General features: G+C 73.6%; 10 protein-coding genes. 5 read left to right on the forward strand and 5 right to left on the reverse strand.

Annotated elements, in window-relative coordinates:
* The first annotated feature begins 18 nt into the window (after positions 1-18).
* From ACZ63J_RS19175 to ACZ63J_RS19185, 3 genes are read left to right on the forward strand one after another with little or no spacing between them, the layout of a single operon-like run.
* Positions 19-2,118: a S9 family peptidase gene (locus ACZ63J_RS19175; protein WP_465406180.1), complete on the forward strand. Its 2,100-nt coding sequence runs from the start codon at positions 19-21 to the stop codon at positions 2,116-2,118.
* A complete protein-coding gene (locus ACZ63J_RS19180) occupies positions 2,115-3,065 on the forward strand; it encodes an LLM class F420-dependent oxidoreductase (RefSeq protein ID WP_465406182.1) in 951 nt (316 codons plus the stop codon). The genes ACZ63J_RS19175 and ACZ63J_RS19180 overlap by 4 nt, the downstream gene beginning before the upstream one ends.
* A gap of 55 nt (positions 3,066-3,120) precedes the next feature.
* Positions 3,121-3,501, forward strand: a complete 381-nt coding sequence (locus tag ACZ63J_RS19185; RefSeq protein WP_465406184.1) for a hypothetical protein — start codon at positions 3,121-3,123, stop codon at positions 3,499-3,501.
* Here the strand turns inward: ACZ63J_RS19185 and crcB are convergent.
* From crcB to ACZ63J_RS19210, 5 genes are all read right to left on the reverse strand, one after another.
* Positions 3,498-3,872, reverse strand: a complete 375-nt coding sequence (gene crcB / locus ACZ63J_RS19190) for a fluoride efflux transporter CrcB (RefSeq protein WP_465406186.1) — start codon at positions 3,870-3,872, stop codon at positions 3,498-3,500. The two genes, ACZ63J_RS19185 and crcB, sit on opposite strands and share 4 nt — an antisense overlap.
* A complete protein-coding gene (locus tag ACZ63J_RS19195; RefSeq protein ID WP_465337807.1) occupies positions 3,869-4,201 on the reverse strand; it encodes a DUF190 domain-containing protein in 333 nt (110 codons plus the stop codon). Before ACZ63J_RS19195 ends, crcB begins: the two co-directional genes overlap by 4 nt.
* The gene (locus tag ACZ63J_RS19200) at positions 4,201-4,608 is read right to left on the reverse strand and encodes a fluoride efflux transporter FluC (protein WP_465406188.1); all 408 of its coding nucleotides are present in this window, start codon (positions 4,606-4,608) and stop codon (positions 4,201-4,203) included. Before ACZ63J_RS19200 ends, ACZ63J_RS19195 begins: the two co-directional genes overlap by 1 nt.
* Positions 4,609-4,672: 64 nt before the next feature.
* Positions 4,673-6,061, reverse strand: coding sequence for an FAD-binding oxidoreductase (locus ACZ63J_RS19205; protein WP_465406190.1), 1,389 nt, complete (start codon positions 6,059-6,061; stop codon positions 4,673-4,675).
* Positions 6,062-6,116: 55 nt separating this feature from the next.
* Positions 6,117-9,113: an ATP-binding protein gene (locus ACZ63J_RS19210; RefSeq protein WP_465406192.1), complete on the reverse strand. Its 2,997-nt coding sequence runs from the start codon at positions 9,111-9,113 to the stop codon at positions 6,117-6,119.
* A gap of 89 nt (positions 9,114-9,202) precedes the next feature.
* On the opposite strand from ACZ63J_RS19210, the gene sthA reads away from it, so the two are divergent.
* Positions 9,203-10,615 (forward strand): Si-specific NAD(P)(+) transhydrogenase, encoded by a 1,413-nt coding sequence (gene sthA / locus ACZ63J_RS19215; protein ID WP_465337805.1) that lies wholly within the window; start codon positions 9,203-9,205, stop codon positions 10,613-10,615.
* A gap of 240 nt (positions 10,616-10,855) precedes the next feature.
* Positions 10,856-12,754, forward strand: coding sequence for an intein-containing Rv2578c family radical SAM protein (locus ACZ63J_RS19220; RefSeq protein ID WP_465406194.1), 1,899 nt, complete (start codon positions 10,856-10,858; stop codon positions 12,752-12,754).
* The last annotated feature ends 155 nt before the right edge of the window (positions 12,755-12,909 follow it).

Raw genomic sequence — 12,909 nt, forward strand, 5'->3', positions numbered from 1 at the left:
GTCTGAAAGAGTGCGGGCGTGACCGATGTCGACGACCTCCCGTTCCTCCGCAAGCAGGCCCGCACCCAGCGCTTCACCCTCGGCGCGCCGAAGGAGTTCCGGGTCGCGCCGGACGCCTCGCGCGTGCTGTTCCTGCGCGCGGAGTCGGGCACCGACCCCCGGCACAGCCTCTGGTCGGCCGACCTGGCGAGCGGCGCCGAGACGAAGCTCGTCGACGCCGTCGAGCTGCTGCCGGGTGAGGAGGAGCTGCCGGCCGAGGAGCGGGCGCGGCGGGAACGCGCCCGCGAGACCGGCGGCGGTGTGGTGCACTACGGCGTCGACGCGGGCTTCACCGTCGCGGCGTTCTCCCTCTCGGGGAAGCTCTACACACTCGACCTCGCGACCGGCGAGGTGACCCTGCGCGTCGACGGCTCGGTCGTCGACCCGCGCCCGAACCCGACCGGCACGCACGTCGCGTACGTCCAGAACCGGCGGCTGAACGTGATGGAGCTGGCCACCGGCGACGACCGCGTGCTGGTCGAGGAGGACGGCGAAGACATCGCCTGGGGCCTCGCCGAGTTCATCGCCGCCGAGGAGATGGACCGCACCCGCGGCTACTGGTGGGCCCCCGACGGCCGCAGCATCCTCGCCGAGCGCTCCGACCGCGGCCCCGTCCCGCGCTGGACCATCGCCGACCCCGCCAACCCGCAGCACCCGGCCAACGTCGTCGCCTACCCGGCCGCGGGCACCACAAACGCGCTCGTGTCCCTTTCCGTGCTCGGCCTGGACGGCTCCCGCGTCGACGTCGCGGACGGCGACTGGGAGTACCTCGCCTCGGTGCACTGGTCGGCCGGTGGCGCGCCGCTGCTGGCCGTGGAGCCGCGCGACCAGACGCGGATGGACGTGCTCACCGTCGACGTCACCGACGGCTCGACGTCGGTCGTGCACACCGCCACCGACCAGCACTGGATCGACATCGTCGGCGGCGTCCCGGCCTGGACGCCCGACGGCCGCCTGGTCACCGAAGGCATGGTCGACGGTGACCACCGGCTCTTCGTCGGCGGCGAGGCCGTCACGCCGCCCGGGCTGCAGCTGCGGGCCGTGCTCGACGTCGGCGACGAGATCCTCTTCAGCGCGTCCGAGGACGACCCGACGCAGATCCACGTCTTCCGCACGGAGGGGTCTTCCGTCCGTCGGCTGTCCACTGTGGACGGTGTGCACGTCGGCGCCGGGTCCGCGGCGGTCACCGTGCTTTCTTCGTGGAGCCTGGAGTACAGCGGGCCGCACGTGTCGGTGCTGCGGGACGGCTCGGCGGTCGCGTCGATCGCGACGTCCACTGTGGACCCGGACATCGTGCCCAACCTGACCTGGCTGACGCTGGGGGAGCGCGGCCTGCGCGCGGCGCTGCTCCTGCCGCGCGGCTACGAGCCGAGCGAAGGCAAGCTGCCGGTGCTGCTCGACCCGTACGGCGGCCCGCACGCGCAGCGCGTGCTGCAGAGCCGCAACGCGTTCCTGACGTCGCAGTGGCTCGCCGACCAGGGGTTCGCGGTGCTCGTCGCGGACGGCCGCGGCACGCCCGGCCGCGGCGCGGTGTGGGAGCGCGAGATCCACGGCCGCCTCGCCGACGTCACCCTGCAGGACCAGGTGGACGCCCTCCAGGCGGCCGCGGCCCGGTTCCCCGAGCTGGACGTCGAGCGGGTCGCGATCCGCGGCTGGTCCTACGGCGGGTACCTGTCCGCGCTGGCGGTGCTGCGCCGGCCGGACGTCTTCCACGCGGCGGTCGCGGGCGCGCCGGTCACCGACTGGTCGCTGTACGACACGCACTACACCGAGCGGTACCTGGGCAAGCCGCAGGACGAACCGGAAAGCTACGCGCACAACTCGCTGATCGAGAGTGCTTCGGAGCTGAGCCGGGCGTTGCTGATCGTGCACGGGCTGGCCGACGACAACGTGTTCGTCGCGCACGCGCTGCGGCTGTCGTCGGCGCTGCTGGCGAAGGGCCGCTCGCACGTCTTCCTGCCGCTGGCGGGCGCCACCCACATGACGCCGCAGGCCGAAGAGGTCGCGGAGAACCTGATGCGCACGCAGGTGGACTGGCTGCTGCGCGAGCTTTCCGCCGTCGAGAAGGAGACCGCATGAGCCGCTGGGGCCTCACGATCCCGTTGACCGGGGTGCCGCTGACGGCGCACCGCGAGCTGGTCGAGCAGCTGCCGGACCTGGGCTACACCGACGCGTGGACCGCCGAGACCGCCGGCACGGACGCGTTCACGCCGTTGGTCCTGGCGTCGCAGTGGGCGCCGCAGCTGCGGCTGGGAACCGCGATCGTCCCGGTGTACACCCGCGGGCCGGGCCTGCTGGCGATGCAGGCGGCGACGGTCGCGGAGCTGGCGCCCGGCCGGTTCGTGCTCGGCATCGGCGCGTCGTCCCCGGTGATCGTCTCGAACTGGAACGCGGCGCCCTTCGAGGAGCCGTTCGCGCGCTCGCGGGACACGCTGCGGTTCCTGCGGTCCGCGCTGGCGGGGGAGAAGGTCAGCGAGAAGTACGACACGTTCGCCGTCTCGAAGTTCCGGCTGGAGCGCCCGGCCGACCCGCCGCCGTCGATCATGCTGGCGGCCCTGCGGCCCGGCATGCTTCGCCTGGCCGCTCGTGAAGCCGACGGCGCGATCACCAACTGGCTCGCGGCCACGGACGTGCCCCAGGTGCGGTCGGTGGCCGGCCCGGACGTCGAGCTGGCGGCCCGGATCTTCGTCTGCCCCACCGAAGACGCCGAGGCGGCGCGCGGCCTGGGCCGGATGCTGATCTCGAGCTACCTGACGGTCCCGGTGTACGCGGCGTTCCACGACTGGCTCGGCCGCGGCGAGGCCCTGGCCCCGATGCACGAGGCGTGGGCCGCGGGTGACCGGCAGAAGGCCAACCAGGTGATCCCGGACTCGGTGGTGGACGAGCTGGTGATCCACGGCAGCGTGGAGTCGTGCCGGGAGCAGGTCCAGTCCTATGTGGACAACGGACTGACGACGCCGATCATCGCGCTGCTCCCGACCGGCGGGGATCCGTTCGAGCAGGTGCGGGGCCTGGCCCCGCGCTGATATTCCGTTGCCGCCGCCGGCGCCCGGGTGTTTCCTGGGCGCCGGAGGAGGACGGATGAGACGGAAGACGCCGCCGGAGAAGAAGCGGCTCAGCTACCTGAAGGACCGGCGCGACGACTACGGCGAGAACGCGAAGTCTTCACGCAAGAACTTGCCGCGCAGCAAGGCGTTCGCCCGCCGCACGAACCGGGCTCGGGACAGTCTCGCGTTGCGCTCGGCGACCGGACCCCCGGACGAGGCCCGCGCGGAGGCGGCCGAGCTGCGGTTGCTGCGCCGACGTCGCCAGGTGAAGCGCAAGGCGCCGGACACCACGCTCGCCGAGTACGTCGAGTGGAAGCTCGAGCGTCGCGCGGACCGCGAAGGCGGCCGGGCCGATCGCCTCGGCGAGGCGCTCGGCCGAGTACGGCGGCGCATGGGGCGTCCGGACCGCGACTAGGCGAAGACCGCGGTCGCGAGCAGCAGCCCCAGCGCGCCTGACGCCAGGCCCGCGACCACCGTCACCACGACGTTCACCACGGCGTACAGCCGCGTCTTCTCCAGGAACAGCCGCACGGTCTCGTAGCCGAACGTCGAGAACGTCGTCAGGCCGCCGCAGAAACCCACGGCCACCAGCGCGCGCACCGACGACGGCTCGGCCCCGTGCAGCAGCCACCCGCTCAGGAACCCCAGGATGAACGAGCCCACGACGTTCACCGTCAGCGTCCCGAACGGGAACGGCGAATCGCGCCACGCCTGCACCCGGCGATCCGTGAGATACCGCAGCACCGACCCCAAAGCGCCGCCTAGAGCCACCAGGACCAGGGTCACTCCGTCCGCCCCACGTAGCGGACCACCTCGACCTGGTCGAGCGTCACCAGCCCCTCGCCGATCAGCTCGTCCAGCTGCGGCAGGAACGCGCGCAGCTTCTCCTCCGCGTCGATGATCACGATCACCACCGGCAGGTCCTCCGACAGCGACAGGATCCGCGTCGTGTGGATCAGCGACGACGCGCCGTAACCCTCGACGCCGCGCAGCACCGACGCCCCGGCCAGGCCGGCGTCGCGCGCCCGGCGGACGATCTCGTGGTAGAGCGGCTTGTGGTGCCAGTGGTCGTCTTCGCCGATGTAGATCGTCAGGCGGGTGGCGGGTCCCTCCATCAGCGTCCCCTCCGGATCGCGCGGGTCGCGGTCAGGCCGGCCGTGACCGCGGCCAGGCACAACGCCAGCGACGCCGCCACGTACAGCAGCGAACCCAGTATCCGCCCCGTCGTGGCCGCGTCGAGGGTGTCGGTCACGAACGTGGAGAACGTCGTGAAGCCGCCGAGGATGCCGACGCCGAGGAACGGCCGCAGCAGGTGGTGCGGCCGCGCGGTGGTGGTCAGCAGCGCCATCAGGATGCCGATCAGCAGGCAGCCCAGGACGTTGGTGAGCAGCGTCGCGGCCGCGAACTCCCCGCGTGCGTGCGGGATCGCCACCGACAGCCCGTAGCGCGCGAGGCTGCCGAGCGCGCCGCCGGCGCCGATCGCGAGCAGGACGTCCCACCGGGTCGCGGGCAAGCTGATCACCTCCGCGACCGAACCTACCCCGGCCGGGGCCGGCGGCCCCCCACCGGCCGTCGGCCCCGGGAGCTCACGCGGGGCGGATGTTCTGGTTCACGTGGAAGACGTTCTCCGGGTCGTACCGCCGTTTCACCTCCGCCAGCCGCGCGTAGTTGCCGCCGTAGGACGCCCGCACCCGGTCCTGGCCCTCCTCCATCATGAAGTTGACGTACGCGCCGCCCGCCGAGGTCGGGTGCAGGTCCTCCCAGTAGTCGCGCGTCCACTGGGAAACCAGGCCCGCGTTCTCCGGCGCGGGGTCGACCCCGACGATGACGCCCGACCAGCCGCCGGAGCGGTGCGGGAACGCCGTCGCGTCCGGGGCGACCCGGCTCGCGGCGCCGTCGATCGGGTACAGGTGCATCGACGAGTGCATCGTCGGCAGCTGCTCGCCGTGCTTGAGGTGGACGGCGATCGCGTCGTCGGAGATCTCGTGGAACACGTCCGCGCGCCAGTACCACTGCAGCCCGGCGGGGTACAGCCCGTCGAACGCGCTCTGCAGCGCCGTGTACGGCATGTCGTGCAGGCCCACCACGAGCGGCGAGCCGAAGTCGCGCACCGGCGCGAGGATTTCGTCCGCTTTGTCGTGCGCGCCCGTGTAGCACCAGACGATCCCGCACGCCTTGCGGCCCCACAGCGCTTCGGGGAACGGCGGCGCGGGCGGCACGGTGATCAGCCCGAACCAGCCGCTGAGCTCCTCCGGCAGCGACGGCAGCAGCTCGCGGTACCAGCGCAGCACCTCGGGGGTGTCGTCGAGGTCGTAGAGCACGGGGCCGCCGATGACCGTGCCGCGCTCGCCGATGTCGTGGCAGCGGAAGGTGAACGACGTTACGACGCCGAAGTTGCCGCCCCCGCCGCGCAGGGCCCAGAACAGGTCGGGGTGCGACGTCTCGTCCGCGTGCACGAACGAGCCGTCCGCGAGCACGACGTCCGCGCCCAGCAGGTTGTCGACGGTGAGGCCGAACCGGCGCGCCAGGTAGCCGATGCCGCCGCCGAGCGTCAGCCCGGCGACGCCGGTGGACCCGACGATGCCCGACGGCGTCGCCATGCCGAACGCGACCGTCGCGTGGTCGACGTCGCCCCAGGTGCAGCCGGCGTCGGCGCGCACGGTGTGGTTGACCGGGTCGACGGTGGTGCTGCGCAGCCGCGACAGGTCGATGACCAGCGCGCCGTCGGCGACCCCCAGGCCGCCGGCGTTGTGGCCGCCGCCGCGCACGGCGAGGTCGAGGCCCTGCGCGCGCCCGTACCGGACACAGGCGACGACGTCGGCGGTGTCGCGGCAGTAGGCGATCACGGCCGGGCGCTTGTCGATCATGGCGTTGTAGACGGCCCGGGCTTCGTCGTAGCCGGGGTCGTCCGGGGTGACGAGGTCGCCGCGCAGGACGGCGGCCAGTTCTTCGTGCGGCAGAGCGGTGGTGGTCATGAGGTCCCTCTCGGATTTCGTGGTACCCGGGAGAACCTAGGAACGCGGCGTTCGCTCAGCGTTCGGGTCGTTCCCCGGCGCCGAGGTCCGCCTCGCAGCGCCGCAGCAGGGCGACGCTGCCCTGCGCCCGCGCCAGGTCCGCGGCCTCCCGCAGCCGGGGCGCCGGATCGGCGTCGTGCGCCGCGCGCAGCCGCAGCACCTCGGGCAGCCACCACAGGTCGTCGCGGGCGCGGCCGGCGGCGAGCGCGGCGTCCAGCGTCGCGCGGGCGGCCTCGGGCGCGGACAGCTCGGCGAGCAGCGAAAGCCAGTACGGCATCCGGGCGAACGACCCCTCGGCCTTGAGGTGCGCGACGCCGTCCTGGGCCGCGGCCAGGCCCGCCGCGCCACCCCGCGACCAGCCGCCCAGGACCAACGCCCACTCGCGGTAGTACGCGAAGCCGTAGCGGTCGCACAACGCGTGCAGCTCGGTGACGGCGGTCCAGAGCGCCGGCCGGTCGCGGCGCATCTGGTGCGTCACGCCGGCGTAGGCCAGCGAGATGGCCAGGCTGTACGGGTCGTCGACCGCCCGGGCGCGCGCGAGGGCCTCGGCCGAGCTCGCCAGTGCCGCGTCGTCGTCGCCCAGCAGCCAGTGGGCGTGCGCCGCCCAGGCCGGGCTGTGGACGTCCGGGCGGGTGCCGATGGGCCACGAAACGGCGCCTCGGATGCGTTCCGCTGCCAGCTTGAAGTGGCGCACTCCCTCCGCCGGATGGCCGAGGCTGACCGACGAGCCCGCGACGGCGAAGTGCGCCGAGCCGATCTGCTCCGCGCCGATCCCCGGCCCGGCGAGCGTGAGCGCGCGTTCCCCGACCTCGTGCGCCTGCGCGGTCCGGCCCTGGACGAACCGGGACGAGAACAGCGCCAGCAGGGCGGTCAGCGTCGCCGCGGGGTCGCCGGACGACTCCGCCAGCTCGAGCGAGCGCTCCACGGTCTGCTGCAGCTCCGGCGAGGAGTAGCCGAACCGAGCGTTGAGCGGCCCGGCGAGCGCGTCGAGCACGGCCTGCTCCGCGTGGTCACGGCTCGCGCTCGCCGGCCGCGCGCGGACGAGCGCCAGTGCCGCCTTCAGCAAGCGGATCGCCTCGGCGTGGGCGAAGGTGCGCGCCGCGACGGCCGCGGCCCGCCGGTAGTGGGCGACCGCGCGGTCGGGGTGGCCGCCGCGCGCGTGCTGCTCGGCCAGCTGCGCGGCGACGGCGTCGGTGTCGCCGGCGTGCAGCAGCTCCATGGCCTGGGCGAGCCGCCGGTGCAGCAGCCACCGCCGCGGCGGGCTGACCTGCTGGTACGCCGCCTCGCGCAGGAGGTCATGGGTGAAGGCGTACCCGCCGCGGAACTCGTGGACGAGCCGGCGCCGCCACAGCTCGTCGACCGCGTCGACCACGGTGTCCGCGTCGAGGTCGCCGGCCTCGGTGAGCAGCTCGAGGGTGAAGTCGCGGCCGACGGCGGCGGCGAGCCCGGCGACCTCGCGGGCCGCCGGACCCGGCTGCTCGAGCCGCGCGCGCAGCACCGCGTCGAGACCGCCGGAGGGCACGGACTCGTTGGTGCGCAAGGCTTCCACGACGTAGAGCGGGTAACCGCCGGTGGCCGCGTGCAGCAGCGCCCGGTCCGGCCCCGACAACGCCCGCCCGGCGACCGCTTCGGCCAGCCCCGCCGTGCCCCCGGCGTCGAACGGGCGCAACGTCAGCTCGGTGAGCGTGCCGTCTTCGCGCAGCCGCGTGACCCACGCGGTGAGTTCGGGGTCGAGGTCGCCGTCGCGCAGGGTCCCGGCGACCAGCAGCGGCGCGGCCGGTCGCAGGCCGAGGCAGAAGGCGAGGAACGCGCCCGTCTCGTGGTCGCACCACTGGACGTTGTCGAGCACGAGCAGCACCGGCCGGGTGCCGCTGGTGAGCGCCCGGGCCAGGCCTTCGAAGAACCGCAGGCGCTGCCACGCCTCGGCCGCCGGACGCTCGCCGGACGCCGTCCGCGCGGCCGGCACCAGCCGGTCGACCTCGGCGCGCCACACCGGGTCGAGTGACGCCGTCGCACGCCGCAGGTCGGGTGTGCGCAGCCAGTCCGCCACCGGCGCCAGCGCGAGCCGCCCCGGCGTCCCGAAGCACTGGCCGGTCGCGACGACCGCGCCTTCGGCCCGCGCGAGCGCCGCCAGCTCGGCCACCAGCCGCGTCTTGCCGACCCCGGCGTCCCCGCGGACCAGGACGATCCCCGCGTGCCCGGCCGCGGCCGTCCGCCACGCTTCGCCGAGCCGCGCCAGCTCCGCCGCCCGGCCGACGAGCCCGGGCGCGGCGGCGCGGCGGGGTTCGGCCTCCGCCCGGGCGAGCAGCCGGCGCAGCGCCGCCCGCGTCGCCTCGGCCGGGACGACGCCGAGCTCGCGCTCCAGGACCGACGCGCACCGGTGGTACGTGCTCACCGCGCCCGCCCGGTCGCCGGCCTCGGCCTGCAGCGCCATCAGCGTCCGGTAGCCGGTCTCTTCCAGCGGGCGCAGCGAGATCCGGCGCCGCGCCGCGGCGAGCGCGGCGGCAGGATCGCCCGAGGGCGTCCGGCAGACCAGGTCGCACAGCTCGACGCACTGGCGTTCCAACTCGGCGCGCGCGGCCAGCACCCAGTCGTCGGCCAGGCCGGGCAGCAGCTCACCGCGGTAGGCCGCGAGCGCGGCGGCCGCCTGGGCGAGCACCGCGCCGGGATCCGCGGCGGCCAGCGCGGCCCGGCGGGCGACGTCGAACTCCCGCACGTCCACCCGGCTCGACGGCGTGTCCCGCCAGCACAGGTCCTGCCCGCTGACGGCCAGCGACGGCGGGTCGCCCAGCACGCGGCGCAGCTGGTGCAGCTCGCGGCGGAGGTTGGTCAGGGCCTGCGCGTCGGTCGAGTCCGGCCAGAACACCCCCGCGATCCGCCGCCGCGGCACCGCCCGCCCGGCGTGCACGACCAGGTGGGCCACGAGCGCGACCGACCGCGGCGACCGCGTCAGCACGGCGCCGGTCCCGTCGTCGGTGATCACCTGCTCGCCCAGCAGCGTGATGCGCAGCACCCCGGCAGGCTAGCGCCGAGACTTCCCCGCGCGCGGATCTTCACCGGCAGGGGGTTGCGCCGGGCCGTCCGGGTGCGCAGGCTCGACACGTGAGCGAGCACGAGTACGACCTCATCGTCATCGGTTCGGGCCCGGGTGGGCAGAAGGCCGCCATCGCCGCGGCGAAGCTCGGCAAACGGGTGGCGGTCGTCGACAAGCACGACATGGTCGGCGGGGTGTGCGTCAACACCGGCACGATCCCGTCGAAGACGCTGCGCGAAGCCGTGCTCTACCTGACCGGGATGAACCAGCGGGAGCTGTACGGCGCGAGCTACCGCGTCAAGCAGGACATCACGATCGCCGACCTGCTGGCGCGCACCCAGCACGTGGTCGGGCGCGAGGTCCAGGTGGTGCGCGCGCAGCTGATGCGCAACCACGTCGACCTGATCGCCGGCACCGGCTCGTTCGCCGACCCGCACACCGTCCTCGTCGACGGGAAGCACCCCGGCGACCGCCGGACGCTCACCGCGGACTACGTCGTCATCGCCACCGGCACCCGGCCGGCGCGGCCCGGGCACGTCGACTTCGACGCCGCCCGCGTGCTCGACTCCGACGAGATCCTGCGGCTCGAGCAGATCCCGTCGTCGCTCGTGGTGGTCGGGGCGGGCGTGATCGGCATCGAATACGCGTCGATGTTCGCCGCGCTCGGCTCGCGGGTCACCGTGGTCGAGCAGCGCGACCAGATGCTCGACTTCTGCGACCCCGAGATCGTCGAGTCGCTCAAGTTCCAGCTGCGCGACCTCGGCGTGACGTTCCGCTTCGGCGAGAAGGTCGCCGACGTCGCGGTGTCCGACGACGCGACGATCACCACCCTGGTCAGTGGCAAGCGCATCCCGGCCGACGGCGTCATGTACTCGGCGGGCCGCCAGGGCATGACCGGCGACCTGACGCTCGAGGCGGCGGGCCTGATGGCCGACGAGCGCGGCCGGCTCGTGGTCGACGAGCACTACCGCACCGAGGTGCCGCACATCTACGCGGTCGGCGACGTGATCGGCTTCCCCGCCCTGGCGGCGACGTCGATGGACCAGGGCAGGCTGGCGGCGTACCACGCGTTCGGCGAACCGGCGAACGGCCTCGGCGCGCTGCAGCCGATCGGGATCTACACGATCCCGGAGATCTCGTACGTGGGTTCCACGGAGGCCCAGCTGACGTCGTCGTCGGTGCCGTACGAGGTCGGCATCGCGCGGTACCGCGAGCTGGCGCGCGGCCAGATCACCGGCGACAGCTACGGAATGCTGAAGCTGCTGGTGTCCACGACGGACCGCAAGCTGCTGGGCGTCCACGTGTTCGGCACGGGCGCGACGGACCTGGTCCACATCGGACAGGCGGTGATGGGCTGCGGCGGCACGGTCGACTACCTCGTCGACGCGGTGTTCAACTACCCGACGCTGTCGGAGGCGTACAAGGTGGCCGCGCTGGACGCGACGAACAAGATCCGGGCGCTGGACCGCTTCTCGTCCTGAGGCCCGCCGCTCTGGCGCGCGAGGCCCTCGGTGACGTCCGGGGACGAACAGTCCCGCCGTCGCGACATCGCGGACCGCCGGGACGGCCGGACGCGGTCGTCCCGGCCGGGCCTCACCTCGGTGCCGCGGCCGGTCGGCCGGGTTCGACGCGAGCCGCCCCACGAGTCCCACCAGCACCACCCGATTCGCTTGGGGCGAACCGGTTTGACACCCGACTAGAACATATGTTCGACTGACGCCGTGCGATGGGATCGGCAGCGAGCGGGGGAGGGTGAGCCGGCACTGCCCGGGCTGGAAGGCCTGGTGCGGTCCGTGCGGTCACCGGAGTTCGACGGCGTCACCTTTCACGAGGTGCACGCCCGCTCGGTGCTGAACAAGGTGCCCGCCGGGTCGGGGGTGCCGTTCGGCTGGACGGTGAACCCCTACCGCGGGTGCTCGCACGCCTGCACCTACTGCCTCGAAGGCGGCACCCGGATCCTGATGGCCGACGGGCGCACGAAAGCCTTGTCGGATCTGAAGATCGGCGACGAGATCTACGGCACCCGCGGCCACGGCGCCACCCGGCGGCTGGTGCCGACCCGGGTCGAAGCGCACTGGACGACCTTGCGCGCGGCCTACCGCGTCACCCTCGACGACGGCACCCGCCTCGTCGCCGGCGGCGACCACCGGTTCCTCACCTCGAAGGGCTGGAAACACGTCACCGGCAGCAAGTTCGGCGCGGCGCAGCGGCCGCGCCTGACGCCCGGCAGCGAGCTGATCGGCGTCGGCCGCTTCGAGCCGACCCCGGACGAGACGCTCGGCTACCGCGCGGGGTACCTCTGCGGGATGCTGCGCTCCGGCGGGTTCGCGGCGGAGGCGGACGCGGCCGCGCGGGCGCTCGAGTACCTGCCCGACTTCGGCGCGTCCGTCGGGTTCCTGAAGGTGCCCGCCGACCCGGACGCCCACTGGCAGCGCGGGTTCCTCGCAGGCGTCTTCGACCTGGCGGGCGGGTACGGGCGGGGCATCCTCGCGATCGCGCACGACGAACCCGACATCGCGGACGCGGTGGCGGCGGCGCTCACCCGGTTCGGCTTCGCCCACCAGCTCGACGAAGTGCCGAAGTTCCCGACGCGCCAGGAGGTCCGGCTGCTCGGCGGCGCCGCCGAGGTCCTCCGGTTCTTCCACGTGAGCAACCCGGCGGTGACGTGGAAACGGTCCCTGGACGGCGCGGTGATCGGCGCGAGCCGCCGCCGTGTCGAGGCGATCGAGCCGCTGGGGCTGCAGCTGCCGCTGTTCGACATCACCACGGGCACGGGTGACTTCGTCGCCGACGGCATGGTGTCGCACAACTGTTTCGCCCGGAACACGCACACCTACCTGGACTTCGACGCGGGCCACGACTTCGACACCCAGGTGGTGGTGAAGGTCAACGCGCCGGAGGTGCTGACGGCCCAGCTGAAGCGCCCGTCGTGGCAGCGCGAACACGTGGCGATGGGGACGAACACCGACCCGTACCAGCGCGCGGAGGGCCGCTACCGGCTGATGCCGGGGATCATCACGGCGCTGGCCCGCTCCGGAACACCGTTGTCGGTGCTGACGAAGGGCACGGTCCTGGCCCGCGACCTCCCGCTGCTGCAGGACGTCTCCCGGGACGTCCCGGTTTCGCTCGCGGTCTCCCTGGCACTGCTGGACGGCGAGCTGCAGCACCGGCTGGAACCGGGCACCCCGAGCCCCCGGGCCCGCTTGGAGTTGATCCGCAAGGCCCGCGACGCGGGTCTGCCGTGTTCGGTGCTGGTGGCACCGGTGCTGCCGTGGCTGACGGACTCCGCGGAGGCCCTCGACGCGCTGTTCGCGCAGCTGGCGGAGGTCGGGGTGTCGAGCGTGACGGTGATCCCGCTGCACCTCCGGCCGGGCGCGCGTGAGTGGTTCGGGCGGTGGCTGGCGGGTTCGTACCCGGGTCTGGTGCCGCGGTACCGGGAGCTGTACGCGCGGGGGAGCTACGTCCAGAAGGCCTACCGCGAGCGCCTGGGCGAGCGGGTGGCGCCGCTGTTGCGGCGGCACGGGTTGGCGCCCAAGACGGGGTACGAGACACGCAGTCCGGAGCCGGTGCCCGAGGCGCGCGTGGAGGCGCCGGTGGTGGAGCAGTTGCGTTTGCTGTGAGGTGGCACGCCGAAGTCGATACGTTCGGTCTTCGCCTGTCACACAACCGCAGCCGGTCGGTCCATTGTGGACTACCCGGCCCCGAAGTCAGTGATCACCCGCCGCCCCGCCGTGTGGGTGAAGCCGTCACCCCGCACCTCCCGGGCTGCGCCGTT

This window comes from Amycolatopsis sp. NPDC104863, from assembly GCF_055582965.1.

Coding starts and splice junctions, on each gene's coding strand:
- ACZ63J_RS19180 (WP_465406182.1), top strand. CDS start 2,115: ATGAGCCGCTGGGGCCTCACGATCCCGTTGACCGGGGTGCCGCTGACG.
- ACZ63J_RS19185 (WP_465406184.1), top strand. CDS start 3,121: ATGAGACGGAAGACGCCGCCGGAGAAGAAGCGGCTCAGCTACCTGAAG.
- ACZ63J_RS19195 (WP_465337807.1), bottom strand. CDS start 4,201: ATGGAGGGACCCGCCACCCGCCTGACGATCTACATCGGCGAAGACGAC.
- ACZ63J_RS19205 (WP_465406190.1), bottom strand. CDS start 6,061: ATGACCACCACCGCTCTGCCGCACGAAGAACTGGCCGCCGTCCTGCGC.